The organism is Pseudoxanthomonas sp. SL93 (genome assembly GCF_026625825.1).
In the GTDB taxonomy this organism is placed as follows: domain Bacteria; phylum Pseudomonadota; class Gammaproteobacteria; order Xanthomonadales; family Xanthomonadaceae; genus Pseudoxanthomonas_A.
The window spans coordinates 716,713-743,662 of sequence record NZ_CP113065.1 but is presented as its reverse complement, the minus strand read 5'-3'; the positions used below and the strand labels follow the sequence as shown (position 1 = coordinate 743,662).

Annotated in this window: 20 protein-coding genes and 2 pseudogenes; 20 read left to right on the top strand and 2 right to left on the bottom strand. The window is 68.1% G+C overall.

Translation table 11 applies throughout. The features are described 5' to 3' along the window. Positions 1–33: 33 nt before the first annotated feature. Entirely contained in the window at positions 34–426 is a 393-nt protein-coding gene (locus OVA13_RS03410; protein WP_267792412.1) for a DUF2946 family protein, read from the bottom strand. 66 nt (positions 427–492) lie between these two features. Further along, positions 493–2,319 carry a DUF885 domain-containing protein gene (locus OVA13_RS03405; RefSeq protein ID WP_267792411.1) on the bottom strand — a complete coding sequence of 609 codons (1,827 nt, stop codon included), beginning with the start codon at positions 2,317–2,319 and terminating at the stop codon, positions 493–495. 142 nt (positions 2,320–2,461) lie between these two features. Here OVA13_RS03405 and flhB point away from each other — a divergent pair, with 142 nt between their 5' ends. From flhB to OVA13_RS03305, 20 genes and pseudogenes are all read left to right on the top strand, one after another. After that, positions 2,462–3,592: a flagellar biosynthesis protein FlhB gene (gene flhB, locus OVA13_RS03400; protein ID WP_267792410.1), complete on the top strand. Its 1,131-nt coding sequence runs from the start codon at positions 2,462–2,464 to the stop codon at positions 3,590–3,592. After that, on the top strand, positions 3,589–5,670 hold the full coding sequence (flhA, locus tag OVA13_RS03395) for a flagellar biosynthesis protein FlhA (protein ID WP_267792409.1): 2,082 nt from the start codon (positions 3,589–3,591) through the stop codon (positions 5,668–5,670). The genes flhB and flhA overlap by 4 nt, the downstream gene beginning before the upstream one ends. A 166-nt stretch (positions 5,671–5,836) precedes the next feature. Continuing rightward, positions 5,837–7,567, top strand: a complete 1,731-nt coding sequence (flhF, locus tag OVA13_RS03390) for a flagellar biosynthesis GTPase FlhF (protein ID WP_267792408.1) — start codon at positions 5,837–5,839, stop codon at positions 7,565–7,567. Positions 7,568–7,622: 55 nt separating this feature from the next. Further along, positions 7,623–8,438: pseudogene (locus OVA13_RS03385) on the top strand (MinD/ParA family protein); the annotation flags it as partial. Continuing rightward, positions 8,435–9,187 carry an RNA polymerase sigma factor FliA gene (locus OVA13_RS03380; RefSeq protein WP_267792406.1) on the top strand — a complete coding sequence of 251 codons (753 nt, stop codon included), beginning with the start codon at positions 8,435–8,437 and terminating at the stop codon, positions 9,185–9,187. The pseudogene OVA13_RS03385 and the gene OVA13_RS03380, both read left to right, overlap by 4 nt. 130 nt (positions 9,188–9,317) lie before the next feature. Beyond that, on the top strand, positions 9,318–9,698 hold the full coding sequence (locus OVA13_RS03375) for a chemotaxis response regulator CheY (protein WP_267793616.1): 381 nt from the start codon (positions 9,318–9,320) through the stop codon (positions 9,696–9,698). After that, positions 9,698–10,309, top strand: a complete 612-nt coding sequence (locus tag OVA13_RS03370; protein WP_267792405.1) for a protein phosphatase CheZ — start codon at positions 9,698–9,700, stop codon at positions 10,307–10,309. Before OVA13_RS03375 ends, OVA13_RS03370 begins: the two co-directional genes overlap by 1 nt. 37 nt (positions 10,310–10,346) lie before the next feature. Beyond that, positions 10,347–10,490: a hypothetical protein gene (locus OVA13_RS03365; RefSeq protein ID WP_267792404.1), complete on the top strand. Its 144-nt coding sequence runs from the start codon at positions 10,347–10,349 to the stop codon at positions 10,488–10,490. A 27-nt stretch (positions 10,491–10,517) separates the two neighbouring features. Then, on the top strand, positions 10,518–12,359 hold the full coding sequence (locus tag OVA13_RS03360) for a chemotaxis protein CheA (RefSeq protein WP_267792403.1): 1,842 nt from the start codon (positions 10,518–10,520) through the stop codon (positions 12,357–12,359). Positions 12,360–12,656: 297 nt separating this feature from the next. Next, positions 12,657–13,397: a flagellar motor protein gene (locus tag OVA13_RS03355; protein ID WP_267792402.1), complete on the top strand. Its 741-nt coding sequence runs from the start codon at positions 12,657–12,659 to the stop codon at positions 13,395–13,397. Between the two features lie 18 nt (positions 13,398–13,415). Then, positions 13,416–14,264, top strand: a pseudogene (gene motD, locus OVA13_RS03350) (flagellar motor protein MotD); the annotation flags it as partial. 101 nt (positions 14,265–14,365) lie between these two features. Next, the gene (locus OVA13_RS03345) at positions 14,366–15,148 is read left to right on the top strand and encodes a ParA family protein (protein WP_267792401.1); all 783 of its coding nucleotides are present in this window, start codon (positions 14,366–14,368) and stop codon (positions 15,146–15,148) included. After that, a complete protein-coding gene (locus OVA13_RS03340) occupies positions 15,145–16,152 on the top strand; it encodes a chemotaxis protein CheW (RefSeq protein WP_267792400.1) in 1,008 nt (335 codons plus the stop codon). Before OVA13_RS03345 ends, OVA13_RS03340 begins: the two co-directional genes overlap by 4 nt. Positions 16,153–16,279: 127 nt before the next feature. Next, positions 16,280–16,594, top strand: coding sequence for an STAS domain-containing protein (locus OVA13_RS03335; RefSeq protein ID WP_267792399.1), 315 nt, complete (start codon positions 16,280–16,282; stop codon positions 16,592–16,594). Continuing rightward, positions 16,591–16,956 (top strand): response regulator, encoded by a 366-nt coding sequence (locus OVA13_RS03330; RefSeq protein WP_192202671.1) that lies wholly within the window; start codon positions 16,591–16,593, stop codon positions 16,954–16,956. The genes OVA13_RS03335 and OVA13_RS03330 overlap by 4 nt, the downstream gene beginning before the upstream one ends. A gap of 50 nt (positions 16,957–17,006) precedes the next feature. Beyond that, the gene (locus tag OVA13_RS03325; protein WP_267792398.1) at positions 17,007–18,983 is read left to right on the top strand and encodes a chemotaxis protein CheA; all 1,977 of its coding nucleotides are present in this window, start codon (positions 17,007–17,009) and stop codon (positions 18,981–18,983) included. Between the two features lie 97 nt (positions 18,984–19,080). After that, the gene (locus OVA13_RS03320) at positions 19,081–20,271 is read left to right on the top strand and encodes an OprO/OprP family phosphate-selective porin (RefSeq protein ID WP_267792397.1); all 1,191 of its coding nucleotides are present in this window, start codon (positions 19,081–19,083) and stop codon (positions 20,269–20,271) included. Positions 20,272–20,526: 255 nt separating this feature from the next. Then, positions 20,527–22,767, top strand: coding sequence for a methyl-accepting chemotaxis protein (locus tag OVA13_RS03315; RefSeq protein ID WP_267792396.1), 2,241 nt, complete (start codon positions 20,527–20,529; stop codon positions 22,765–22,767). 497 nt (positions 22,768–23,264) lie between these two features. Next, a complete protein-coding gene (locus OVA13_RS03310; protein ID WP_267792395.1) occupies positions 23,265–24,044 on the top strand; it encodes a flagellar brake protein in 780 nt (259 codons plus the stop codon). A gap of 109 nt (positions 24,045–24,153) precedes the next feature. Beyond that, positions 24,154–26,871 (top strand): methyl-accepting chemotaxis protein, encoded by a 2,718-nt coding sequence (locus OVA13_RS03305; protein WP_267792394.1) that lies wholly within the window; start codon positions 24,154–24,156, stop codon positions 26,869–26,871. Positions 26,872–26,950 lie beyond the last annotated feature (79 nt).

Here is a 26,950-nt window from a genome sequence, read left to right as displayed (position 1 = left end):
CGCGGGCGACGGAACGTCAGCCCGGTAAAGGCGTCAGGCGGCGATCGGAGGACGCAGCAGGGAGCCTGGCGGTGCGAAGGGCACCGGCAGCGTGTCGGTGACCGGGGCGGCGGCCGGCAGGATCATCGCTGGCACCCGCATCGCGGCGGGCATGACCGCGGTGAGGTGACCACAGCAATGGCTGGCATGCATCAGTGCATGCAGCAGGTCGCCTTCGCCCATGTCGCCATCGGCATGGCCATGGTCGTCGTCCGTGAGGCCATCATCATGATCGCTGACGGCATGCAGGTGTTCACTGCCATTGCCCAGCTCGTGCAGGTCGCCCAGCGACGCCAGCACGGGGTTGGCCAGCACCGCCAGCAACAGCACCGCGAGTGCGGGCAGGCGCAGCAGACGGACCCAACGGTGGCGGAGGAAGCGGAGCATCGCTGCGCATCCTAGCCGCCAGCGACGGCGTTAGACAATGACAACCGGCGAGCCGCAGCCCGCCCTTCACTTCTTAGCTGCGTCATCCTGCATCCATTCCTCCACCACGCCGTCCACCACCGACAACGGCAGCGCACCGTTCAGCAGCAGCGTGTCGTGGAAGGCGCGCAGGTCGAAGCCCGCGCCCTGGCGCTCGCGTGCCTGCTGCCTCAGCGCCAGCAGCCTCAGCTGGCCGATTTTGTACGAGCTGGCCTGGCCGGGCTGCACCAGGTACCGGTACACCTCCGCCTGCGATTCGGATTCGCTCTTGCCGGTCTTGTCGCGCAGGTAGGCGATCGCACGCTCCGGTGTCCAGCGCATGCGGTGCAGGCCGGTATCCAGCACAAGGCGCACGGCGCGGAACATCTCCGCCTGCAGGCGTCCGAGGTCGCCGGCAGGATCATCGGCGTAGACGCCCTGCTCGGCCATCAGCTGTTCGGCATACAGCGCCCAGCCTTCGGAGAAGGCACTGAGGTTCAGCGTGCGACGCAGGATGGGAAGGTCTTCGAGGCCTTGCGACAGCGAAACCTGGAAGTGATGGCCGGGCGCGCCTTCGTGGTAGGCCAGGGTCGGCAGGGTCCAGCGGTTGAGGTCCATCGTGCCCAGGTTGACGAAGAAGATGCCCGGCCGCGAGCCATCCTGTGCAGGCGGCGAGTAGTAAGCGCCCGGTGCGCCGGCGCGCGCATAGTCCGGCACCTGGCGCACGTCCAGCGCCTGGGTCGGCAGGCGGCTGAACAAGGCGGGGAACATCGGCTCGGCAAGTTTGAGCCGCGTGCGCACGTCCGCCAGCAACGCCTCGCGGCCGGCGTCGGAATCCTCGTAGCGGCGTCGCGGATCGCGGTTCAGGCGTTCAATGCGTTCCACCAGCGATCCGTCGGCCAGGCCCAGTTCGCGCAGGCGCGCGTCCATTGCCTGTTCGATGCGTGCCACTTCCGCCAGACCCACCGCGTGCACCTCTTCGGGCGTCATGTCGGTGCTGGTGTACCAGCGCAGGGCGGCAGCGTAGTACGCATCGCCCTGCGGCAGCGCCCACAGGCCACGACTGTGTGGCTGCGCGGCGATGGCCTGCTCCAGCCGTGCCAGCAGCCGCGCATAGGCGGGATTCACGTCGTCCTCCACCGCGGCCGCCGCCTCGGACAGCAGGCGCGCGCGCGTGGGTGCATCCAGGCCGTCCAGCTTGTCCAGCTTGCGCGCCAGCGACACCACGAAGACGCTCTGCGCGGGTGCTGGCTCGATCAGTTCGCGGATCTGCCCCGCCGCCCCTTCCAGCGCGACCCGCGGCGGCACCACGCCGTGGGCGGCCTGCATGTCGACATTGGCTTTCAGCTGGTCCAGCTTGGTCCGCGCCGCGTGCAGGCGCTGCACGTAACGGCGCGCGTCCGCTTCGCTGCGGACCGCATGGTTGGCATCCAGCGTGCGCGGGAGCATCGTCGCCATGCCGAACAGATGGTCCACCGCGTACGGTCCGGCGGACAGCTGCATCCAGGCCGGTGCCCAGTCGAACGAGAGCAGTTCCAGCTGGCGCTGGTAGAACCAGCGGCCGGCATCGTGGCTCCAGCGGTCCTGTCCGGTCAGTGCACTGCGATCGAAGCCCTCGATCTCCGCAAGGAAGCCACGCATCTGCGCGCGCAGCACCTCGCGCTGCGCCAGCGAGATGTCTGTGAGCCGGGCATTGCTGTCGTCGGTGCCCGCCCCGACCAGGCTGGCCAGTTCCGGGTCGGCGGCGACGGCGCGATGGAACTGGGCATCCATGACCGCATTCAGGCCACGGCCGGCCGGCGGAGGGGCAGCCGTCGCGATGCTGGGCAGCAGCAGGAAAACGGCTACCAGCAGGATGCGGGGAGTCATCGACATGGGGCCTCCTGGCCTGGGAAACAGGCGCGCATTGTCGCCGCAGCTCGCGGACACGGGTGAGATGCCAGTCGCGCTGTGCCGCGTTGACGCCGGTCTGGAACAACTCTTGCAGCACCCGCCATGACCCCGTCGGAACACAGTCATGGCCGAGCAGGACGAAAGCGGCGAACGCACAGAGCTTCCTACCGAGAAACGGCTTCGCGATGCCCGTGAACAGGGCAACATCCCGCGCTCGCGCGAGTTGGCGACGGCGGCGGTGTTCGGCGCGGGCGTGCTGACGGTCATCGCGATGGCACCCTCGCTGGGCCGCAACACGCTGGGCTGGATGAAGATCGCGCTGAGCCCGGAACCGGGCCTGATGCGCCAGCCCGACCAGCTCTTCGGCTACACCGGCCTGCTGCTGCTCAAGCTGCTGGCCGTGGTGGCGCCGGTCGCCCTGGTCTGCATCCTGGCCGGTGTCGCCGGCCCGGCGCTGATGGGCGGCCTGCGCTTCTCGCAGAAGTCGCTGATGCCCGATTTCACGCGGCTCAGCCCGATGGCCGGCATCAAGCGCCTGTACGGCGCGGAAAGCGTCGCCGAGCTGCTCCGGTCCCTGCTGCGCGTGGTGCTGATCGGTGGCGCGGCCACGATCTGCATCAAGTTGGGCCTCAATCCGCTGCGCGAACTGCTGACCATGCCGCTTGAACAGGCCATCCGCAGCGGCCTGGGCTTCACCAGCACGCTGCTGCTGGCGACCACCGGCGCCCTGATCCTGCTGGCGGCCATCGATGCCCCGTACCAGAAATGGAACTGGATGCGGAAGCTGAAGATGACCCGGCAGGAACTGCGCGAGGAAATGAAGGAAAGCGAAGGCAGCCCCGAAGTGAAGGGCCGCATCCGCCAGATGCAGCACCAGATGTCGCAGCGCCGGATGATGGAAGACGTGCCCAAGGCCGACGTGATCGTGGTCAACCCGACCCACTACGCCGTCGCGCTGAAGTACGAAAGCGGCCAGATGGGCGCGCCCACGGTGGTCGCCAAGGGCGTGGACGAACTGGCCATGCGCATCCGCGAGATCGCCGACGACCACCGCATCGCCATCGTCTCGGCCCCGCCACTGGCACGCGCCTTGTATCGCGAAGGACAGATTGGCCGGGAGATTCCCGTGAGACTGTACGCCGCCGTTGCCCAGATCCTGTCCTACGTCTACCAGCTGCGCGCCTGGCGCGTCGGCCAGGCGCCGCTGCCCGACCTGCCGGCGGTGGACATCGATGAGCACGGGGGCAAGGCATGAGCGCGCAACCCAGCGCCGGCCTGCGGCTGATGGACGTGGTGAAGAACGGCCTGGGCGCGCCCCTGGTCGTGCTGGCGCTGCTCGCCATGATCGTGGTGCCCCTGGCACCGCCGGTGCTGGACGCCCTCTTCAGCTTCAACATCGCCATCTCGCTGGTGGTGCTGCTGGCCGTGATCTACGTGAAGCGGCCGCTGGACTTCACCATCTTCCCGATCATCCTGCTGATGACGACGATGCTGCGCCTGGCGCTGAACGTGGCGTCCACCCGCGTCATCCTGCTCAACGGCCAGAACGGCCATGACGCCGCCGGCAAGGTCATCGCGGCGTTCGGCGAATTCGTGGTGGGCGGCAACTATGCCGTCGGCATCGTGGTGTTCGCGATCCTGACCATCATCAACTTCGTGGTGATCACCAAGGGTGCCGGCCGCATCGCCGAAGTGTCGGCCCGCTTCATCCTGGACGCGATGCCCGGCAAGCAGATGGCCATCGACGCCGACCTCAACGCCGGCGTGCTGACCCGCGAGGAAGCCAAGGCGCGCCGCGAGGAAGTGCGCGCGGAAGCCGACTTCTACGGCTCGATGGACGGCGCCAACAAGTTCATCCGCGGCGACGCCATCGCCGGCATCCTCATCCTGTTCATCAACCTGGTCGGCGGGTTCGCGGTGGGCATGTTCCAGCACGGCATGCCGGCGGCGGAAGCGGCCTCGACCTACACCCTGCTGTCGATCGGCGACGGCCTGGTCGCCCAGTTGCCCGCCCTGCTGGTGTCGTCGGCCGTGGCCATGCTGGTCACCCGTGCCTCGCGCTCGGAAGACATGGGCAAGGCGGTGATGGGCCAGGCCTTCGGCCAGCACAAGGCGCTGGCGGTGGCGGCCGGCGTGCTGGGGCTGGTCGGCCTGGTGCCCGGCATGCCCAACGTCGCCTTTTTGACGCTGGCCGCCGGCATCGGCTACCTGGCCTGGAAGATGTGGAAGCGGACCCAGCAAGGACCCGAGGCGGCGGACGGCGACGTGCCCGCCCTGCCCGGTCCCGGCGCCCCCGACCGCAATGCCGAGCTGACCTGGGACGAACTGCGCCCGGTCGATCCGCTGGGGCTCGAGGTCGGGTACCGCCTCATCCCGCTGGTGGACAAGAACCAGGGCGGCGAACTGATGTCGCGCATCAAGGCCGTGCGCCGCAAGCTGACGCACGACCTGGGCTTCCTGATCCCGCCGGTCCATATCCGCGACAACCTGGAACTGCCCTCCAACGGGTACCGCCTGCTGGTGCACGGCGTGCCGGTGGCGTCGGCCGACATCCACCCGGACCGCGAACTGGCGCTGGACCCCGGTGGCGCGTTCGGTCCCATCGACGGCATCGCCGGCAAGGACCCGGCCTTCGGCCTGGACGCGGTGTGGATCCAGCCGCACCAGAAGGCCACCGCCGAATCCCTGGGCTATACGGTGGTCGATCCGGCCACGGTGGTGGCCACCCATCTGTCGCACCTGGTGCGCGAACACGCGCCGGAACTGCTCGGCCACGAGGAAGTGCAGCAGCTGCTGTCCAACCTGGGCCGCAGCGCGCCCAAGCTGGTCGAGGACCTGACGCCCAAGGCCCTGCCGCTGTCCACCGTGGTGCGCGTGCTGCAGAACCTGCTGATCGAGCGCGTGCCGATCCGCCAGCTGCGCCGCATCGTCGAGTCGCTGGTGGAGTTCGCCCCGCAGAACACCGACCCGGCCGCGCTGACCGCCGCGGTGCGCACCTCGCTGGGGCGCTTCATCGTGCAAGAGATCTCGGGCATGGCGCCCGAACTGCCCGTCTATACCTTGGCGCCCAATCTGGAACGCGTCTTGCAGGACAGCACGCAGGGAACCGGTGCGGCACTGGAACCGGGGCTGGCGGAACGCCTGCACCAGAGCCTGTCCGACGTGGTGACCAAGCAGGAAGCCCGCAGCGAGCCTGCGGTGGTGCTGGTACCGGGTTCGGTCCGCGCCGCCCTCGCCCGCCTGGTCCGCCACAGCGTGCCCTCGCTGTCGGTGCTGGCCTACAGCGAGGTTCCCGAGGACAAGCGGTTGAAGCTGGTGGGAACCATTTCGTGATGGGTGATGCGTGATTGGTGATCGGCAGTAGTCAGTCACCGCAGGCGGAGAGAACCGTAATGAAAGCCACAACCCGATCCATCAGGCACCACCGGAAACGACGCTGCGCCTTTGCTGTTGCCTTTGCGAATCACCAATACCCAATCACGAATCACGGCCCACGACCATGAAAATCAAACGCTTCGTCGCCGCCGACATGCGCACCGCCTTCGCGATGGTGCGGCAGGAACATGGTCCGGACGCGGTCATCCTGTCCAACCGGGTGACCGAGGACGGGGTCGAGATCGTCGCCGCCAGCAACTATGACGAAGCGCTGGTGCAGCGCACGCTGGACGCGATGCGCCCGGCCGCCCCGGCACCTGCCCTTCACCCCTTGCTCGATCCGTCGCCGGTGGCCGGCACACGCGGCCAGGCCGCGGATGCCACCGCAACCCCGTCGCCCGCCGAGGCCGCCGCCGACTATTTCAAGGCGCGCCGCCAGCCGGCACCTGCGCGCAGCAACGATTCCGCCCTGGCACCGGCCAGCGCGCCGCTCGCGCAGGAACCGGCCTTCGTCGCCCGTGCGCCGGTCGCCGCGCACGCCAGGCCGGCCATGATCGAACCGGCATCGTTCGCCGCCAAGCTGGCCGAGTGCCTGCCGCCGCTGCCGGCCAACGACCCGATCGAAGCGCCGCCCGCACCCGCCTTTGTCGCCCCGCCGATCGCCCAACCGATCGCGTCGCCGGTCAATCCGGCTGCACGCGCGACCACCAGCGAACCGCCGGCGCGCACCAACAGGCCCGGCAAGGCCGACCCCACCGACACGATCGACTTCGACGCGCTGCTGCCCAGCATCGCGCCGCCGGTCGCGATTCCCGAACCCGTTGCCAATGTCACGCCGCTGCATGCGTTTGCCGGCGCTACGGCCACCCTCAACCCTGTCGCGGCACCGGCCGCCGTCACCGTTCCCACGCTGACCGTGGTGGCCGACACCGGCATCCAGGCACGCGAGAGCGATGAGCAGCTGGTGCAGATGCGCAGCGAACTGGCCTCGATGCGCGAAATGATCGAACGCGAGATGCACCGCCTCACCGACGAACGCCTGCGCGGTTCGCCGGTGCGCATGCAGGCGATGGAACTGATGGAAGACTACGGTTTCGATGCCGGCATCACCCGCGACATCGCGCTGCAGATTCCCGCCGATACCGAAGCCCACCGCGGCCGCGGCCTGATGCTGGGCCTGCTGTCGAAGAAGCTGCCGGTGTTCGACACCGACCTGCTGGAAACCGGCGGCGTCATCGCGCTGGTCGGCCCCACCGGTGCCGGCAAGACCACCACCATCGCCAAGCTCGCCGCCTGCTTCGCCGAACGCCACAACGCGCGCGACGTCGCCCTGGTCACCACCGACACCGTGCGCGTGGGCGGCCGCGAACAGCTGCACGGCTACGGCCGCCGGCTGGGCATCGCCGTGCACGAGGCCGACAGCGCCGAGAGCCTGGCGCTGGTGCTGGAACGCCTGCGCGACTACAAGCTGGTGCTCATCGACACCGCCGGCCTGGGCCAGCGCGACCGCAACCTGGTCGGCCAGCTCAACTGGCTGCGCGCCTCCGGGCAGGTGAAGACGTTGCTGGTGCTGCCGGCCAATTCGCACTTCGGCGACCTGGACGAAGTCGTCCGCCGCTTCAACAGCGTGCAGCCACAGGGCGTGGTGTTGACCAAGCTCGACGAAACCGGCCGCCTGGGCAGCGCACTCTCCGTCGTGGTCGATCACCAGCTGCCGATGGCGTGGGTCACCGACGGCCAGCGCGTGCCGGACGACCTGCACCGCGCCAACAGCGCACACCTCGTGCTTCGCCTCGACCAACTGCGCCGCGAAGCCGATGAACCCAGCACTTCCGAGACCAGCCATGTCGCCTGATCACCTGCTGCAGACCAATCCCCGCAACACGCCACCGCTGCCGGGTGCCTTCCATCCGGTGCGCGTCATCGCCATCACCGGCGGCAAGGGCGGTGTCGGCAAGACCAACGTGTCGGTGAACCTGGCCGTCTCGCTGGCCGAGATGGGCAAGCGCACGCTGCTGATGGACGCCGACCTTGGCCTGGCCAACGTGGACGTGCTGCTGGGCGTGTCCCCCAAGTTCACCCTGGCCGACCTGGTCGCCGGGCGCTGCCAGCTGGACGACGTGCTGGTCGAAGGCCCCGAGGGCCTGCTGATCGTGCCGGCCTCGTCGGGTTTCCGGCACATGGCCGAACTGTCGCCGGCCGAACACGTCGGCCTGGTCAACGTGTTCTCCGAACTGCAGCGCGCCCTGGACATCATGGTGGTGGACACCGCCGCCGGCATCACCGACAGCGTGCTGACCTTCTGCCAGGCCGCGCAGGACACGGTGGTGGTGGTCTGCGACGAGCCCGCCTCCATCACCGACGCCTACGCGCTGATCAAGGTGCTGGCGCGCGAGCGCGGCCTGGACCGCGTGCACGTCATCGCCAACATGGTCCGCGACCCGAATGAGGGCCGGAAGCTGTACGAGAAGCTGGCGCGCGTCTGCGAGCGCTTCCTCGGCGACGTGGCCCTGCATTACCTGGGCGCGGTGCCGCAGGACGACTGGCTGCGCCGCGCCGTGCAGCGGCAGCAGCCGGTGGTGAAGGCCTATCCGGGCAGCCCGTCGGCCCGCGCGATCGCCGACATCGCCCGCATGACCGCCCGCTGGCAGCCGCCGGCCGGGGCACGCGGCAACGTGGAATTCTTCGTTGAACGCCTCATCCAGCCGCGCGGGGTGGCCGCATGAACACCGCCGCTGCCGCCCAGTACCGCGCGGTGCAACGCAGCACCGGCACCGATGTGGTCACCCAGCATGCCGACCTCGTGCGCCGCATCGCCCACCACCTTGCCGCGCGGCTGCCCGCCAGCGTGGAAGTGGACGACCTGATCCAGGCCGGCATGATCGGCCTGCTGGAGGCCTCGCGCAGCTACGACGCCGAACAGGGCGCCTCGTTCGAAACCTATGCGTCCATCCGCATCCGCGGCTCGATGATCGACGAGATCCGTCGCGGCGACTGGGTACCGCGTTCGGTGCACCGTCGCGCGCGCCAGGCCGCGTCCACCGTGCGCGAGATCGAACAGCGCACCGGGCGCGCCGCCATCGCCACCGAAGTGGCCGCCGCCATGGAGATGCCCCTGCCGGAATACCTGCGGCTGATGGAAGACGCCGCCCGCGGCCAGGTGCTGAGCCTGGAGTCGCACATCGACGACCACGGCGAGCCCAGCACCTCGCGCACCGGCGGACCGTCGCCGCAGCAGAACCTGGAACGCGGCGAGTTCCGGCAGCAACTGGTGCAGGCCATCGGCCTGCTGCCGGAGCGCGAACAGCTGGTGCTGTCGATGTACTACGAGCAGGAGCTGAACCTGAAGGAGATCGGCGCCGTGCTGGGCGTCAGCGAATCGCGCGTCTGCCAGATCCACGGCCAGGCCATGGTCCGCCTGCGCGGCCGCCTGCAGGTCTTCGAGAAGGCCGACGCCGGCCTGGAAGAAGATTGAACGCGGCACTGAAGAAACCCCGCGGCCTGCCGATAAGGCTCCGGTAGGCCGCAACCCTGCAGCCCCTGCCCTGCCCTGCTCCCCGTGAGCACGCTTTACACCGGAGTTCGATGTGACCGCCAACAAGAACATGCGCATCCTGATCGTGGACGACTTCTCCACCATGCGCCGCATCATCAAGAACCTGCTCAACGACCTGGGCTATACCAACACCGCCGAGGCCGAGGACGGCAACAGCGCGCTGACCGCACTGGGCCAGGGCAACTTCGAGTTCGTGGTCACCGACTGGAACATGCCCGGCATGACCGGCATCGAACTGCTGAAGGCCATCCGCGCCGACGACCGCTACAAGACCCTGCCGGTGCTGATGGTCACCGCCGAGGCCAAGCGCGAACAGATCATCGAAGCCGCGCAGAACGGCGTGAACGGCTACATCATCAAGCCGTTCACCGCGCAGACGCTGGAAGAGAAGCTGGGCAAGATCTTCGAACGCCTGGGAGCCGCCGCCTGATGAGCGCCGTGGCCGATGTCGCCGGCGCACGCGCCGCGCTGGTGGAAAAACTGCAGCACGCGCTGGATGCCCTCGAACAGGGCGACGAAGCCGGCTGGCGTCGCGAACTGGATGCCATCGCCGCCTGGCGCACGCAGCCGATGATGCAGGGCCTGGGCCGCCTGGCCCGCGAACTGGCGCAGACGCTGGGCGAGCTGCCGCCGACCGACGCCGGTGAACTGGACGACGCCTGCGCGCGCCTGGATCACGTGGTCGCCATGACCGAACAGGCCAGCCACACCACCCTGGACTTGGCCGAGCAATGCCGCGGCTATGCGACCCAGCTGAAGGGCACGGCGTTGTCGCCCGAGCAGGCGGCGCTGGTGGACAGCATCGGCAAGGGCCTGTCGGACATGGCGCTGGCACAGAGCTACCAGGACCTCACCGGCCAGATCATCCGCCGCGTCGCCGGCATCGTCCGCCGCGTGCACGAGGGCTTCGGCGCGCTGGGCCTGCCCCCGCCGGAAAAGAAAAACACTTCAGATCTCGCCGGCCCGGCCGTTGCTGGTCTTGACCGCAACGCGTATTCGCAGAACGACGCCGACGACCTGCTCTCCGGGTTGGGGCTGTAGCCGCGAAGGGAACGCGACGCGGAACCGGAGACCAGCCATGACCGACCGATCCGCCAGCCGTTCCCGTCACCCCATCGTCCTGCTGCTGGTGGGGCTGCTGCTGGTCTGCGACGTGCTGGTCCTGCGCGTCCTGCGCCGTCGCCAGGCCAGCAAGCTCCGCCTGATCGATTCCTCCCGCTGATCGCACGTACCGGTACCCGCCCCGCCCATGTCCGCCGTCACCCCCGAAATCGCAGCCGACTTCCTGATCGAAGCACAGGAAATCCTCGACCGCCTGGGCGAACAGCTGGTCACGCTGGAACAGGATCCGTCCGACAGCGCGCAACTCAACGCGGTGTTCCGCGGCTTCCACACGCTAAAGGGCGGTGCCGGCTTCCTTGGCATCCAGGCCATGGTCAACCTGTGCCACGCCGCCGAAGAAGCACTGGGCATGGTGCGCGCCGGCCAGGCCACGCTGGAACCCCACCACTTCGACGCCGCGCAGCAGTCGCTGGACTACCTGCAGCAGATGCTCGACGCGGTCGCTGCCAGCGAAGACCCGCCGCATGCGCCGGCCGCGCTCATCGAACAGTTCGACGTGCACGTCACCAGCGCGCCGGCCAGGCCGGCCGCCGCCATCGCCACGGCGCCGTCGGCCGGCGGCGACATGATCGACGATGACGAATTCGAAGCCCTGCTGGACCAACTCCACGGCGGCTCGGCGCCCACCGCCAAGGCGCCCGCCCCCGGCAGCGACCTGATCAGCGACGACGAATTCGAAGCGCTGCTGGACAACCTGCATGGCGGTGCGCCGCCCGGCGCCAAGGCAGTGCCTGCCCCGGCGCCCGCACGCCCGCCCGCACCCAAGGCCGCTCCGGCGGCGCCTGCGGTCAAGCCGTCGGCGACCAAATCCAACGGCGAAGCCGAACAGACCATCCGCGTGGACACCAAGCGGCTGGATGCCATCGTCAACCTGGTCGGCGAACTGGTGCTGTCGCGCAACCGCCTGAAGACCCTGCGCGTCCGCATCCGCGACGAAGAACTCGACCGCGCGGTCAGCAGCCTGGACATCGCCACCGCCCGCCTGCAGACGGCGGTGATGCGCACGCGCATGCAGCCGGTGGGCAAGGTGTTCTCGCGCTTCCCGAAGGTCGCGCGCGACGTCGCCCGCACGCTGCAGAAGGAAGTCGACCTGGAACTGGTCGGCGCCGAAACCGAACTCGACCGCAACCTGGTGGAGGCCCTGGCCGATCCGCTGGTGCACCTGGTCCGCAACGCGATCGACCACGGCATCGAAGTGCCCAGCCTGCGCGAAGCCTGCAACAAGCCACGGCAAGGCCACGTGCGTTTGTCCGCGCAGCAGGAAGGCGACTTCGTCACCATCGAGATCCGCGACGACGGCGCCGGCATCGATCCCGAGCGCCTGCGCGTGAAGGCGCTGGAAAAAGGCCTGATCGATCCCGAGGCCGCCGCACGCCTGTCGCATGACGAGTGCCTGCAACTGGTCTTCCTGCCCGGCTTCTCGACCAAGGCGGAAGTCACCGACATCTCCGGCCGAGGCGTGGGCATGGACGTGGTGCAGTCGCGCATCCGCGAATTGAGCGGGCAGATCACCATCCATTCCGACGTCGGCCGCGGCAGCCGTTTCGTCATCCGGGTGCCGTTGACGCTCGCCATCCTGCCCACCCTGCTGGTGCAGGCCGGCGAACCGGTCTACGCGTTGCCGCTGGCGCGCGTGCTGGAAGTGCTGCATGCGCCGGCCACCAGCCTGCGCTGGTTCGACGGCCAGGCCGTGCTGGACCGCCAGTCGCACACGCTGCCGCTGGTGGACCTACGGCAGTGGCTGGACGTGGAACCGATGGTCGCCCCGCTGCTGACCATCGTGGTGCTGCAGATGGGCGAACAGCGCTTCGGCCTGGTCGTGGACCAGGTGCGCGGCCGCGAGGAAGTCGTCATCAAGCCGTTGCCGCGCGCCGTGCGCGGCCTGCGCGGCTACGCCGGCGCCACCCTGATCGGCGATGGCCGCATGGCCCTGATCCTGGACGTGGACGGGCTGCGCGCGACGGCGTGACGCAGTGTGCTCCCTGTAGGAGCGACGTGAGTCGGGACCGCGCCCCGATAGCAGTAATCGCTGCAACAACTCGAAACGCGCCGCAGCGCGCCCGCATGGGGAACGACCGGCTTTCCACTAGGAGGTTGGACATGCGGTCGCGACTCACGTCGCTCCTACAACAGCCGCCATCTACCCGCGACCGCACATTGTGCACAACATGACATTCCGGTGTCTGTGTGATCACGGTCGCGACTTACGTCGCTCCTGCAGGGGCGACACCTCAAGTCCACCTGAACCGGGCCGATAGATCTGCACATGGACATCTTCAGCCTCATTGGACTCATCCTGGCGCTGGTCGCCCTGGTCGGCGGCAGCATCCTCAAGGGCGCGGGCCTGTCGTCGCTGTGGTCATCGGCGGCGTTCGTCATCGTCATCCTGGGCACCATCGCCGCGATCCTGGTGCATACGCCGCCGCCGGTGTTCAAGCGCGCGATGTCGATCATGCGCTGGGTGCTCCGACCGCCGGGCAGCGGCGGCGATGAACTGGTCGGCCAGATCGTCGAATGGAGCAACATCGCGCGCAAGCAGGGCCTGCTGGGGCTGGAGCCGCTGGTAAACCAGCAGGACGACCCGTTCCTGAAGAAAGGCCTGCAGATGCTGGTCGACGGCGTGGAGCCGGAATCGATCCGCCACATGATGGAAATCGACCTCAACGGCCAGGAACACCAGGACCTGGCGGCCGCGAAGGTATTCGAGGCCATGGGCATCTACGCGCCCACGCTGGGCATCATCGGCGCCGTGTTCGGCCTGATCGCGGTGATGAAGAACCTGGCCGACCCCAGCAAGCTGGGCCACGGCATCGCCGCCGCGTTCACCGCGACCATCTACGGCATCGCGTCGGCCAACCTGTTCTTCCTGCCCGTCGCCAGCAAGCTGAAGAGCGTGATCGGTGGCCGCAGCCGCGAACAGGAAATGATCATCGAAGGTCTCATCGCCATCGCCCAGGGCGAGAACCCGCGCAACATCGAGGCCAAGCTGGCCGGCTTCCTGCACTGATCCGGCGGAGCAATCGAGATGGCACGCAGGAAGAAGCACGAAGAGCACGCCAACCACGAGGCCTGGGCGATCCCCTATGCCGACCTGATGACGCTGCTGCTGGCCTTCTTCGTGGTGATGTACGCCATCTCCACCGTCAACGAAGGCAAGTACCGCGTGATGGCCGACGCGCTGACCGCCGCGTTCGGTGGCGCGCCGCGCACGATCAACCCGGTGCAGGTGGGCAACCACCAGCTGCAGGGCGCGGACTTCGACCGCCCCTCGCCGATCAAGTCCGGCGCCAAGCAGGGGCCGTCCGCCCCCTCACCCTCCCCCAACGTCACCCTGCTGGCCGCGATGGCCTCGCAGATGAACATGACCGTGGACGCGAAAGGTCTGCAGAATGCCCAGGGCGAACTGCAGAAGATCGCCAACGACCTGGAGCACGCGCTCGCCCCGCTGATCGACGAGAAGCTGGTGGTGGTCAAGCGCGCCGCGCTGTGGATCGAAGTGCAGATCAACAGCGACATCCTGTTCCCGACCGGCTCCGCGGCACTGGCCCCGCAGGCGCAGGAGACCGTGTCCAAGCTGGCAGGGGTGCTGGGCAACGTGCCCAACTCGGTGCGCGTGGAAGGCTATACCGACGACCGCCCCATCGCGACCTACCAGTTCCCGTCCAACTGGGAACTTTCGTCGGCGCGCGCGGCCAGCGTGGTGCACCTGTTCGTGCGCGACGGGATCCCGCCGGAGCGGCTGGCGATGATCGGCTACGGCGAGTTCCGCCCGATCGGCGACAACACCACCCAGGAGGGCCGCAACGCCAACCGCCGGGTGCTGCTGATCATCCTGGCCAGCCCCACCGGAGCGGCACCGGAATTGCATGCACAACAGGCGGATGACGTTCCGCCGCCGGTGATCGCGCTGCCGCCCCTGCCCCAGGCATCGGCGGGGCTGCCCGCCGGTCCCCCAATGCAGGAAGGAGTGAACTGATGCGTGTCTGGGCTATCGCCAACCAGAAAGGCGGCGTCGGCAAGACGACCACCACCCTCGCCCTCGGGCGTGGACTGGCCATGCGCGGCTATCGCGTGCTGCTGGTGGACCTGGACCCGCATGCCTCGCTGACCCGTGCCTTCGGCGTGCCGGCGGATCCGCAGCCGGCCGGCGTGCTGGACCTGTTCGACGAGAATCCGCCGGAACTGGCGCGCGTGGTTCGCGCGACGGAAATCGAGAACCTCGGCTTCGTCGCCGCGCAGACCGCGCTGGCCACGCTGGAACGCCGCAGCGCGACGCAGCCGGGCCTGGGCCTGGCGCTGTCCAATGCGCTGACGCGCGGCGGGCAGGCGCATGACTTCGTCCTGTTCGACTGCGCGCCCACGCTGGGCCTGCTGATGGTCAACGCGCTGGCCGCGGCCGACCACGTCATCATCCCCACCCAGACCGAACCGCTGGCGCTGCACGGCCTGAAAGGCATGTGCCGCACCGCCGAGATGATCCAGCGCTCGCGGCGGCGTCCGCTGCCGGTGTCCGTGCTGCCCACGCTGCATGACCGTCGCACGCGCACGGGCGCCGAGACGCTCAAGGCGATGCAGGACGAACACGGCGACATGGTCTGGAACGACGCCATTCCAAATGACACGCGCATCTGCAGCGTCGAAGTGCTGACGCATTCCTCCCCCGCCGCCCAGTATCCCGGTCGCGGCCTGTCGGCCTACCGGCGCGCGCTCGACTGGCTGCTGCTGACCGAATCGCGCGTCATGGAGCAGGCCGCATGAGCACGCCCGCCGTGATGGACGACTACCTGATGGACCTGCTCGGCGACCTTGGCGCGGCACAGCCCGCACCGCCCGTCGCCGGCGAGGCCGCGCCGGCCACTGTCGAGGTTGCCGATGCCGCCTTGGCACCTTCGGCGCAGGCGGAAGAATCCGTCGCCGCCGAACAGGCCGCGATGGAGGCGGCAGCGGATGCGGTCCCGGCGCCCAGCGTGCCCGAAGCGGTCGACGCACAGCCCGCCGTGCCGGTAACTCCGCCCGTGGCCGCTGTCGCGCCCACCCTGGCCGTCGCACCGGTGCGTCCGGGCAGCGAAGCCGACCTGATCACCGACGACGAATTCGAAGCGCTCCTCGACCAGCTGCACGGTGGCGGCGCGCCCACCGCACCCGCGGATGTCGTGCGTACGGAGGCACCGAAAGCGCCTGCCGCCGCGCCGGTCATCCCGGTCGCTCCGCTCGCAGCGGCGCCGGCAGCGCCCGCTCCGCGTCCGTTGCCTGCCGCCGCCCCGCGCGCCGTGCCGCCGCTGCCGATGAAACCCTACCTGCAGGCGCCCATCGACAGCGGTGAGCGCCGGCGCGCCACCGAACGCAAGACCCGCTGGCTGCGCCTGCGCTGCGACCAGCAGCACTACGCGCTGGAACTGCTGAAGGTGCAGGAAGTGGTGCTGCCCGCCACCCTGCTGCCGCTGCGTGGCGCCGCGCACCACATGCTCGGCGTCATGAACCTGCGCGGCCAGGTGGTGCCGGTGATCGACATGGGCCTGTACCTGGGCCGTCGTCCGGTGGAAACAGACGCCAACACCCGCGTGGTGGTGCTGGAAGAGAACGGCGAGACCCTCGGCCTGCGCGTCACCGCCGTGGAAGACGTCGCCAACCTGACCGACCAGCAGATCGAACCGCCCGACAACGCCCGCGTCGGCCGCATCACCAATCCGCTGTTCCGAGGGGTGGCGCGCCTCAACGAGCGTGCTGTGATCCTGCTGGATGCGTCGCAACTGCTGAAGTGACGCGACGCGACGACGAACGCGGGAAACGGCCCATCGCTTCCTGACGCCCGTCACACATTCACGCCGCGCCCTCAAGACTGACCCGCCCGCGCCGATACCCCACTAGAGCCGCCCTTCCGGAGACAAGATGAGCGCAGTGCCCTTGGGTGATGACCTCGGTATCGAGGCCGCCACCGACCTAAAACAGCATCTGGCACCGCACCTGGAGCAGCACACGCTGGTACTGGATGCCGGCGCCGTGCAACGCATCCATACCGCCAGCCTGCAGGTGCTGTGCAGCTTCGTCCGGCAGCGGCAACAGGCGGGCCTGGCCACCGACTTCGGTGCCACCAGCCAGAGCTTCCGCGATGCCGCGCGCCTGCTGGGCGTGGGACCGCAACTGGGCCTGACGGCCTCCGACATCAACAAAGACAACACGCAAGCAGTGGAGAACGCGGCATGAGCGCACGTATTCTGGTAGTGGACGATTCGGCCTCGATGCGACAGATGGTCGCTTTCGCCCTGACTTCGGCGGGTTATTCGGTGGATGAAGCCGAGGACGGCCAGGTCGCGCTGGGACGTGCGCAGGGACAGAAGTTCAATGCGGTGGTCACCGACGTCAACATGCCCAACATGGACGGCATCTCGCTGATCCGTGCGCTGCGCGGCATCCCCGACTACAAGTTCACGCCCATGCTGATGCTGACCACCGAGTCGGCCGCCGACAAGAAGGCCGAAGGCAAGGCCGCCGGCGCCACCGGCTGGCTGGTCAAGCCGTTCAATCCGGAACAGCTGGTCGCCACCGTCCAGAAAGTCCTGGGCTGAGCCCTCGCCGTCCTCCTCCATTCCGCACACCGCCACAGGGCTCCACCGCAATGAACATGGACATGCAGCGCTTCCACGCCACGTTCTTCGAAGAAAGCCGTGAAGGGCTGGAAGCGATGGAGGCCGGGCTGCTGTCGCTTGAACAGGGCAGCCGCGATGGCGACCTGATCAACTCGATCTTCCGCGCCGCACATTCCATCAAGGGCGGGTCGGCCACGTTCGGCTTCGACGCCATCGCCGGCCTGACCCACGTGCTGGAAACCCTGCTGGACGAACTGCGCAGCGGCCAGCGCGCCGTCAGCGCACCGGCCATCGACGCCATGCTGGCCTCGGTGGACGTGCTGCGCGCCCTGCTTGCGGAAGCCGAACACGGCACGCCGGCGGACCCGGCCGCGGTGCAGGCCATCAAGGACCGATTGAATGCCGTGCTGACCGGTCAGGCAGCACCGGCCGCCGCCGCGGCCGAGGCGCCCAAGGGCGACGAGACGCCCGAAGGCTGGCGCATCGGTTTCACGCCGGCGCCGTCGCTGTTCATGAGCGGCAACGACCCGTTGCGGATCATCCGCGAACTGGAACACCTGGCGCCGCTGGAGGTGGCCTGCAGGCTGGAACGCCTGCCCGGCTTCGAACAGCTGGATCCGCTGGAAGCCTATCTGGCCTGGGACCTGGGCCTGATCGGCAAGGTACCGCGCAGCGCCATCGACGACGTGTTCGCCTGGGTGGTGGACGACTGCGAGCTGGACATCCAGCCGATGCAGCGCAACGCCATTCCGGTCGCTGCCGTCGAAGCCGCGGCACAGGCACCTGTTGCCGCCGCGACCGCCGCCGGCCCCGCCGCCGCCAATGACGGCGCCGCCGCGGAAACCTCCATCCGCGTCAGCGTCGACAAGATCGATGGCCTGATCAACCTGGTCGGTGAACTGGTCATCACCCAGGCCATGCTCAAGCAGGTATCCGGCCTGCTGGATCCCGCGCAGTGCGAGCGCCTGTTCGCCGGCCTGGACCTGCTGGAACGCAACACGCGCGACCTGCAGGAAGCTGTGATCGGCGTGCGCATGCTGCCGGTGGACGCGGTGTTCCGACGCTTCCCGCGCCTGGTCCGCGACCTGTCCGCACGCCTGGGCAAGCAGGTGCGCCTGCGCACGATCGGCGAAGGCACCGAGCTGGACAAGGGCCTGATCGAACGCATCGCCGACCCGCTGGTCCACCTGGTGCGCAACTCCATCGACCATGGCCTGGAACTCCCCGAGGCACGCCGCGAAGCGGGCAAGGACGAAACCGGCACGATCACCCTCGCCGCTTCGCACCAGGGTGGCCACATCGTCATCGAAGTCAGCGACGACGGCCGCGGCCTGAATCGCGACCGCATCCTCGCCAAGGCCGCCGAGCGCGGCCTGGCCGTGCCCGAGAACCCCACCGATGGCCAGGTGTGGGACCTGATCTTCCAGCCCGGCTTCTCCACCGCCGAGGCCGTGACCGATCTCTCCGGTCGTGGCGTGGGCATGGACGTGGTCCGCCGCAACATCCAGGCACTGGGCGGCGAAGTGCAGCTGGAAAGCGCGTCCGGCAGCGGCACGCGCGTGGTCATCCGGCTGCCGCTGACGCTGGCCATCCTGGACGGCATGGGCGTGTCGGTCGGCGACGAAACGCTGATCCTCCCGCTCGGCTACGTGCTCGAAGCCCTGCAGCCGCAGGCCGAGGACGTGCGCACGGTGGCCGGGGACGGCCGCGTGCTGCGCGTGCGCGGCGAATACCTGCCCATCGTGTCGTTGAACGACTACTACCGCTACGGCCAGAGCGACGCGCAGGATCCGCTGGTGGTGGTGGTGGAAGCCGATGGCCAGAAACTTGCACTGGAAGTGGACGAGCTGATCGGCCAGCAGCAGGTGGTGGTCAAGAACATCGAGAACAACTATCGCCGCATCGACGGCATTTCCGGCGCCACCATCCTCGGTGACGGCCGCGTGGCACTGATCGTCGATGTCGGCGGACTGGTGCGCGCACGCAGGACCCTCCAGGCGGCGTGACGCCGCCGCTCGCTCATTCATCCATGCGTTGACATCAAGCGCGGCCCTACACTGGCCGCGACGGGTGGGCGCATGCCCACACTCGACAGGTAAATACATGAAGTATCTCTCCACCCTCGCCCTGGCCCTGATGGCCGTCCATGCCAGCGCCCATGCGGAAGAAGCCGCCACCAAGGCAAGCGCCTGGCCGCCGAAGATCACCTTCGCCAACGGCACCGAGCTGAGCCTGGGCGGCAACCTGCAGTACGACGCCAACCAGTTCTCGGGCACCGGCTACAACGGCGCGCAGCTGGAAGACGACGATGCGTGGCGCCGGCAGGAACTCGGCGTGACGCTCAAGCGCAAGGGCGTGTACGACTTCGGCGTGACGTTCGACTTCCAGGCCAAGACCTGGAGCGACGTGGCCCTTCGGGTCGAAACCAAGGCGCTGTTCGGCCATGACGCGGGCAAGCTGCGCATCGGCCAGATGAAACTGCCGCTGGGCTTCGAAGGCAACACCGCCACGCGCGCCGGCAGCTTCATGGAGAGTGCGCTGCCCACGCAGGCGTTCTACCAGGGCCGCCGCAGCGGCATCGACTGGGCGTTTGAGCGCGACACCTACATCGTCAATGCCGGCTATTTCTTCGAATCCGACCTGCAGGGCAACAACAAGGGCGACACGGCCGCCGCGCGCGTGGCATGGACCCCCTTCAAGCAGGCCGGCAACGTGCTGCACCTGGGCGTTTCCGCCACCCGCGAAAATCCCGACAGCGAAGTCAACGGCCTGGGCGTCACGGTCTACCCGAGTGCGCGTTGGCGCGCCAAGCCGGAAGCCTCGCTGACGGCCGTGCGACTGGTGGATTCGGGCACGCTGACGCGCGTGGACCATATCGACCGCAGCGGCCTGGAGGCATTGTGGATCCATGGCGCATGGTCCGTGCAGGGCGAATACCTGCACCAGAAGACCTCGCGCGAGCTGGGCCTGCCCTCGTATTCGGCCGACGGCGCCTATGTGTTCGGCAGCTGGCTGGTGACTGGCGAGTCGCGCGCCTACAGCGGCGGCAACGTCGGCAACCCCAAGCCCAAGGGCAAGTACGGCGCGCTGGAACTGCTCGCCCGCTACAGCCGCATCGACCTGGACAGCGACGGCATCGCCGGCGGCAAGGAAGAGAACTGGACACTGGGCGCCAACTGGTACGTGGCGCAGAACTTCAAGTTCCAGGCCAACTACGTGAAGGTCGACGCCGAACGCGGTGCCTTCTCGGCCAGCCCGGACGTGTTCGAACTGCGCGCGCAGATGCACTTTTGATCGCCCACCACGCCGGCCACGCCGCGCGCGTCACAGTTCGCGCGCGACGCAGGCCGGCAATCAGGTAAACGCGATTACTTTCCCGCCGAACGGTCATCAAGAAGCCACCAGGGCCGCCGTTACCACCTCTGCAGACGATGCAACGCCGGCAAGGCCGGATCGGGACGGGGAATCCCTCATCGACACCGCGACGTCCACACACCCGTGGGCGCTGGCCCGCTGCACGCCTTCCATGCTCAACCGGAGATGCATCACATGAAATGGTTCCAGAACCTGTCCATCGGCCGGAAGCTGGCCGTGGCCTTCGCCCTCACCGCCCTCATGACGGTCCTCCTGGGTGTGTTTTCGCTGCTGCGGCTCGGCGCGCTGAACGACAAGCTGCAGGCCGTGGCCGGTGTCGACATGCCGTCCGTCCAGTACATGGGCGAAGTGCGTTCCCAGCTGGGCGAATTCCGCACGTTCGAGATCGCTCAGCTGACCCGCCTGGACGAGCCCGACGCGATCATCGATTACAACAAGCGCATGGCCGACAGCAAGAAGATCGTCGAAGAGCAGCAGAAGCTGTTCGAAGCGCTGCCGTCCGACGACAAGGAGAAGCAGCTGTACGCCGACGTCACCACCAAGCTGACCGCCTATTTCGACGCGCGCAAGGAAATCGATGCCGCGCTTGAAGCAGGCGACTACGTGCTGGCGCAGTCGGTCTCGGACGAAAAGTCGCGTCCGCGCCGCCGTGAACTGTTCGCGGCGCTGAAAGCGCTCAACGAGCACAGCGTCGCCGTGCTGAACGAAGAGATCGCCAGTGCCGACGCCGGTTATAGGGCCAGTGCGCGCGCCATCGTCGCCGGCATGATCGGGCTTACGCTGCTGGCGATCGGCCTGGGCTGGGTGATCGCGCGCGCCATCGTCACCCCCGTCGGCGAAGCCGTGCGCGTGGCCAACGACGTGTCGGCCGGCAAGCTGGACGGACGCATCGATACGTCGCGCAAGGATGAAGTCGGCCAGCTGCTGTCCGCCATGCAGCGCATGCAGATGCAGGTGGTCTCGGTGATCGGCGCCCAGGGCGAGATGGCCCGCCGCCACGACGAAGGCCAGATCAGCTACCGCATCGACGACGGCGATTTCCCGGGCGAGTACGGTCGCATGGTGCGCGACACCAATGCCCTGGTCGCCCAGCACATCGGCGTCAAGATGCGGGCTGTCGAGGTGATGCGCCACTACGCCATCGGCGACCTGTCCGTGGACATGGAGAAGCTGCCCGGTGAAAAGGCGGTCATCACCGAAGCCATGGACATGTGCAAGGCCAACCTGTCCGCGATCAATGCCGAGATCAAGCGACTGGCGTCTGCCGCCGCTTCCGGTGACTTCACCCACCGCGGCGACGCCGACAAGTACCAGCATGATTTCCGCGACATGGTGGAAGGCCTGAACCGCCTGATGGAAACCACCGACGGCAACCTGGCCGAAGTGTCCGAACTGCTGCAGGCCATCGCCCGCGGCGACCTGACCGCCCGCATGGAAGGCGACTTCCATGGCGTGTTCGCCAGCATGCGCGACGATGCCAATGCCACCGTGGCGCAGCTGACCGAGATCGTCGGCGGCATCCAGATGGCCGCCATCAGCATCAACACCGCCGCCGGCGAGATCGCCTCCGGCAACAACGACCTGTCGCGCCGTACCGAACAGCAGGCGGCAAACCTTGAGGAAACGGCCGCCTCCATGGAGGAACTGACCTCCACCGTGCGCCAGAACGCCGAATCGGCCCGCCAGGCCAACCAGCTGGCGATCGGCGCCGCCGGTGTCGCCTCGCAGGGTGGCGAAGTCGTCGACAAGGTGGTTACCACGATGCGCGACATCGAGCAGTCGTCCAAGAAGATCGCCGAGATCATCTCGGTCATCGACGGCATCGCGTTCCAGACCAACATCCTGGCGCTCAACGCGGCGGTGGAAGCGGCCCGTGCCGGCGAACAGGGCCGCGGCTTCGCCGTGGTCGCCTCCGAAGTCCGCACCCTGGCCCAGCGGTCGGCCAATGCGGCCAAGGAGATCAAGGGCCTGATCGAGAACTCGGTGGACCGCGTGGCCGACGGCTCGGCCCTGGTCAACCAGGCCGGCACGACCATGGGCGAGATCGTCGCCAGCGTGCAGCGCGTGACCGACATCATGGCCGAGATCTCCGCGGCCTCGCAGGAGCAGTCGGCCGGCATCGAGCAGGTGAACCAGACCATCACCCAGATGGACGAGACCACCCAGCAGAACGCCGCGCTGGTGGAAGAAGCCACCGCCGCTGCGCGTTCGATGGAAGAACAGGCCGGTGCGCTGACGCAGAGCGTGTCGGTGTTCAAGCTCGACAACGGGCATGCGGCCCCGGTGCGCCAGGCGATCAGCCAGGCCATCGCCACCGCGCCGGCCAAGGCAGCGGCGCCCAAGGCCACTGCGCGCAAGCCGGCCGCCCGCAAGCCCGAACCCGCCCTCGCCGACGGCGACTGGCAGGAGTTCTGATCGGCGCCGCCGTCGGTCAGTACCCAGCACACGGCCCGGAATTTCCGGGCCGTGTGCGTTGTGGAGCACATGCGCACGCGGCACCCTTCTCCCCGCATGCGGGGAGCCGGAAACGCGTGGCGCGACACCGAAAAAGGTCCGGCGTTGGACCTCAAAGGGTCAACGTTGGAGCTCAATGAGAGAAGAGACACCCAAAAACAGGGAACGTTGGGCCTGAATGAGAGAAGAGAGACCGAAAAACATCCAACGCTGGGCCTGAATGAGAGAAGAGAGACCAAAAAACATCCAACGTTGGGCCTTAGTGTGAGAAGAGAGACCCGAAAAGATCCAACGTTGACCCTTGGTGTGAGAAGAGGTGGACCGACCAGACCCCCTCGGCCAACACCCTGCACCCGGCCACCCGCGACACGCCCCCGCCCGTCGCTAAAGTTGATGCGACGCGCGCCGATACAGCCTGTGACGCCTTTTCCAAGGCCTGACGTCTGATCGCCGCCCGTATGACCGAGCCCACCGACTTCGACCTGGCTGACCCTGTCCGGTACGAGGAAGAGGAAAAGTATCTGGTGCACGGCGTGCACGAGATCCGGCAGATACTGCAGGCGCTGATCGATCGCCGTGCGCTGGTCACCGCCAACGCGATGCCGCGCAACCATGCGTTCCCCACCTCGCTGATCAGCGTGGACGAGGACGAGGACATGGTGCTGATCGACGGCAGTGCCAACGAAGCGATCAACCGCAACGTCGAGGAAGCCAGCCACCTGACCTGTGTGTCGCGGCTTGACCGCGTCCACGTGCAGTTCCGTCTGCAGTCGCTGCAACGCATGCAGATGGACGGGCAGACCACGTTCCGCGCGCCGCTCCCCGAAAGCGTGCTGCGGCTGCAGCGCCGCGAGTTCTACCGCCTGCAGGTGCCGGTCACGCAGGCGATCGACTGCAGCATTCCCCAGCACCACCCGGATGGGGAGACCACCTACCAGCACTACCGCGTGCTGGACATCAGTGGCGGCGGCGTCGCCCTGGCCGTGCAGGCGGAGAACCCGACGCTGCGCCCGTACAAGGAATTCCCGGACTGCCTGCTGCACCTGCCCGAGACCGGTGCGCTCAGCGTACGGCTGATGGTCAAGAGCCTGCACCGGCAGCTCAACCAGAACGGCACCGAAAGCTGGCGTGCCGGCTGCCAGTTCACCCAGCTGCCGCGTGGCGCCGACGCGCTGATCCAGCGCTACATCTTCCGCCTGGAGCGCCAGCGCAGCGCACGCGAACGCGGCGCGGCCTGAGGCCCTGCCGCCGTCCGTCGGCGCGCCTTCACGTTTCCTCAACATCCCGGCGCGGGCGCCGATACAAGTGCCAGCCCTTCCGTCTGTCGAACGCCAGGACACCGCTCCGATGAACCGTCTTTCCCGCCTCTCCCTCGGCAGCAAGCTCGCCTTGCTGGTCACCGTCTCCGTCGCCGTGGTGCTGGCGGTCCTGGCTGTCGTGGTACAGCGCCAGTCCACCCAGGCCATCGAGGAGCGCGCGCTCGCCGATCTCGACGTCGCCGCCCAGGTGATGCTGGAGTCCGTGGCGCTGTACGACAGCACGCTGACCGAAGCCACCCAGAAGATGGCCGGCAGCTTCCGCGCCGCCCTGCCCGAGGGCGACGTGTCGGTCGATCCCGCGCGCACCACCCTGATCGGCGAATTCGAGGTGCCCGAGCTCCGCTTCGACAGGCAGCTGGTCAATCTCGACTTCACCACCGTGGACCGTTTCACCGCCACCACCGGCGTGGTCGCCACGCTGTTCGTGCGCAGCGGCGACGAGTTCATCCGCGCCTCCACCTCGCTGCGCAACGCGAAGGACGAGCGCGTCATCGGGACCGTGCTGGATCACGCACACCCGGCGTATGCGCTGATCCTGCAGGACAAGCCGTACACCGGCCGCGCGCGCCTGTTCGGGCGTGACTACATGACGCACTACGAGCCGCTGCAGGATGCCGAGGGCAAGACCGTCGGCATCCTGTTCGTGGGCCAGAACTACAGCGACGGCCTGGCCGCGCTGAAGGACAAACTGCGGCAGACGCGCCTGGGCAAGGAAGGCTACTTCTTCGTGGTGGACCTGGCCGATGGCGAACAGAACGGCAAGCTGGCCGTGCATCCCGCCAGCCAGGACAAGGCGTATGCCGATGTGGTGGATGCCGCCTCCGTGCCGGCCATGAAGGCCCTGCTGGCGAAGGACAACGGCCACGAGGAGCTGCGGGTCGCGCCGCGTGCCGGTGACGAGCCCGTCGCTGCGCTGGTCGCCGTGAAGCGTTTCGCGCCGTGGAAATGGGCGCTGGTGGCCGTGGAACCCCGCTCGGCCATTACCGCGGCAACCGACAAGCTTGCCACCCATATCACGCTGCTCTCGCTGCTGGCCCTGTGCGTGATCTCCGTGCTGGCGTGGCTGGGCGTGCGCCGCCTGGTTGCCCAGCCGTTGAAGGTGGCCGTCTCCATTGCCGACGAAGTGGCTTCCGGCAACCTGGCCACGACGATCCGGGTGGACCGGAAGGACGAGATCGGCGACCTGCTGGGCGCGATGCATCGCATGCAGGCCAACCTGCGCGAACGCACCGCCCGCGACGAAGCCGTCGCCCGGGAAAGCCTGCGCATCCGCACCGCGCTGGACGACGTCACCACCCATGTGATGATCGCCGACGCCGACCGCAACATCCTGTACGCCAACCGTCCCCTGCTGAAGATGCTGGCCGACGTGGAACAGGACATCCGCCGCGACCTGCCCGCCTTCAGCGTGGCGGCCATGATCGGCAGCAACATCGACATCTTCCACAAGAAGCCCGAGCACCAGTCGAAGATGCTGGCCCAGCTGAAAGGCACGCACCGCGCGCAGATCACCGTGGGCGGCCACATCATGCAGCTGATCATCAATCCGGTGATCGACGCCGACGGCCAGCGTGCGGGCTACGTGGTCGAATGGGCCGACCGTACCGCCGAAGTCAACGTGGAACAGGAAGTCACCCGCATCGTGCAGGCCGCGTCGGCCGGCGACCTGTCCGGCCGCATCGGCACGCAGGGCAAGCAGGGCTTCGTGCTGGGACTGTCGGAGCAGCTGAATACGCTGCTGGGCACCATCGCCGGCAGCGTGGACCAGGTGTCGCACGTGCTGAAGTCGCTGTCGCAGGGCGACCTGACGGCGCGGATGGACGGTGACTTCCATGGTGTGTTCGCCAGCATGCGCGACGATGCCAATGCCACCGTCGCCCAGCTGACCGACATCGTCGGCCGCATCCAGGGCGCTTCGACCAGCATCAACACGTCGGCCGGCGAGATCGCCGCAGGCAACAACGACCTGTCCCGCCGTACCGAACAGCAGGCGGCCAACCTGGAAGAGACCGCCGCCTCGATGGAGGAACTGACCTCCACCGTGCGCCAGAACGCCGAATCGGCCCGCCAGGCCAACCAGCTGGCCATCGGTGCCGCGGGCGTCGCCTCGCAGGGCGGCGAAGTCGTCGGCCAGGTGGTCACCACCATGCGCGACATCGAGCAGTCCTCCAAGAAGATCGCCGAGATCATCTCGGTCATCGACGGCATCGCGTTCCAGACCAACATCCTGGCCTTGAATGCGGCGGTGGAAGCCGCCCGTGCCGGCGAGCAGGGCCGCGGCTTCGCCGTGGTCGCCTCCGAAGTCCGCACCCTGGCCCAGCGGTCGGCCAATGCGGCCAAGGAGATCAAGGGCCTGATCGAGAACTCGGTGGACAAGGTCGCGGATGGTTCCAAGCTGGTGAACCAGGCCGGCGCCACGATGGGCGAGATCGTCGCCAGCGTGCAGCGCGTGACCGACATCATGGCCGAGATCTCGGCGGCCTCGCAGGAACAGTCGGCCGGCATCGAGCAGGTCAACCAGACCATCACCCAGATGGACGAGACCACCCAGCAGAACGCCGCGCTGGTGGAAGAAGCCACGGCCGCTGCACGTTCGATGGAAGAACAGGCCATGGCCCTGGCCGACGCGGTGTCCGCGTTCCGCCTGCCCGCGGATGGCGCGGTCGAGGCGCTGGTCCGCGAACGTGTGACCCGCATCGCAGGGCAACCGGCCGCCGGTCGCGCTCCGCTGCGGCAGCCGTCCTGAGCCGTTAAAGAAACCCCTCCCGGGGCCGATGTAAGCCTTGACGGGTTCCGGCCCCGGAACCCACCCGATACTTCTACCG

Excerpts from the sequence above, each read along its gene's own strand:
- OVA13_RS03410 (WP_267792412.1), bottom strand. The coding sequence starts at position 426 with ATGCTCCGCTTCCTCCGCCACCGTTGGGTCCGTCTGCTGCGCCTGCCC.
- OVA13_RS03405 (WP_267792411.1), bottom strand. The coding sequence starts at position 2,319 with ATGTCGATGACTCCCCGCATCCTGCTGGTAGCCGTTTTCCTGCTGCTG.
- flhB (WP_267792410.1), top strand. The coding sequence starts at position 2,462 with ATGGCCGAGCAGGACGAAAGCGGCGAACGCACAGAGCTTCCTACCGAG.
- flhA (WP_267792409.1), top strand. The coding sequence starts at position 3,589 with ATGAGCGCGCAACCCAGCGCCGGCCTGCGGCTGATGGACGTGGTGAAG.
- flhF (WP_267792408.1), top strand. The coding sequence starts at position 5,837 with ATGAAAATCAAACGCTTCGTCGCCGCCGACATGCGCACCGCCTTCGCG.
- OVA13_RS03380 (WP_267792406.1), top strand. The coding sequence starts at position 8,435 with ATGAACACCGCCGCTGCCGCCCAGTACCGCGCGGTGCAACGCAGCACC.
- OVA13_RS03375 (WP_267793616.1), top strand. The coding sequence starts at position 9,318 with ATGCGCATCCTGATCGTGGACGACTTCTCCACCATGCGCCGCATCATC.
- OVA13_RS03370 (WP_267792405.1), top strand. The coding sequence starts at position 9,698 with ATGAGCGCCGTGGCCGATGTCGCCGGCGCACGCGCCGCGCTGGTGGAA.
- OVA13_RS03365 (WP_267792404.1), top strand. The coding sequence starts at position 10,347 with ATGACCGACCGATCCGCCAGCCGTTCCCGTCACCCCATCGTCCTGCTG.
- OVA13_RS03360 (WP_267792403.1), top strand. The coding sequence starts at position 10,518 with ATGTCCGCCGTCACCCCCGAAATCGCAGCCGACTTCCTGATCGAAGCA.
- OVA13_RS03355 (WP_267792402.1), top strand. The coding sequence starts at position 12,657 with ATGGACATCTTCAGCCTCATTGGACTCATCCTGGCGCTGGTCGCCCTG.
- OVA13_RS03345 (WP_267792401.1), top strand. The coding sequence starts at position 14,366 with ATGCGTGTCTGGGCTATCGCCAACCAGAAAGGCGGCGTCGGCAAGACG.
- OVA13_RS03340 (WP_267792400.1), top strand. The coding sequence starts at position 15,145 with ATGAGCACGCCCGCCGTGATGGACGACTACCTGATGGACCTGCTCGGC.
- OVA13_RS03335 (WP_267792399.1), top strand. The coding sequence starts at position 16,280 with ATGAGCGCAGTGCCCTTGGGTGATGACCTCGGTATCGAGGCCGCCACC.
- OVA13_RS03330 (WP_192202671.1), top strand. The coding sequence starts at position 16,591 with ATGAGCGCACGTATTCTGGTAGTGGACGATTCGGCCTCGATGCGACAG.
- OVA13_RS03325 (WP_267792398.1), top strand. The coding sequence starts at position 17,007 with ATGAACATGGACATGCAGCGCTTCCACGCCACGTTCTTCGAAGAAAGC.
- OVA13_RS03320 (WP_267792397.1), top strand. The coding sequence starts at position 19,081 with ATGAAGTATCTCTCCACCCTCGCCCTGGCCCTGATGGCCGTCCATGCC.
- OVA13_RS03315 (WP_267792396.1), top strand. The coding sequence starts at position 20,527 with ATGAAATGGTTCCAGAACCTGTCCATCGGCCGGAAGCTGGCCGTGGCC.
- OVA13_RS03310 (WP_267792395.1), top strand. The coding sequence starts at position 23,265 with ATGACCGAGCCCACCGACTTCGACCTGGCTGACCCTGTCCGGTACGAG.
- OVA13_RS03305 (WP_267792394.1), top strand. The coding sequence starts at position 24,154 with ATGAACCGTCTTTCCCGCCTCTCCCTCGGCAGCAAGCTCGCCTTGCTG.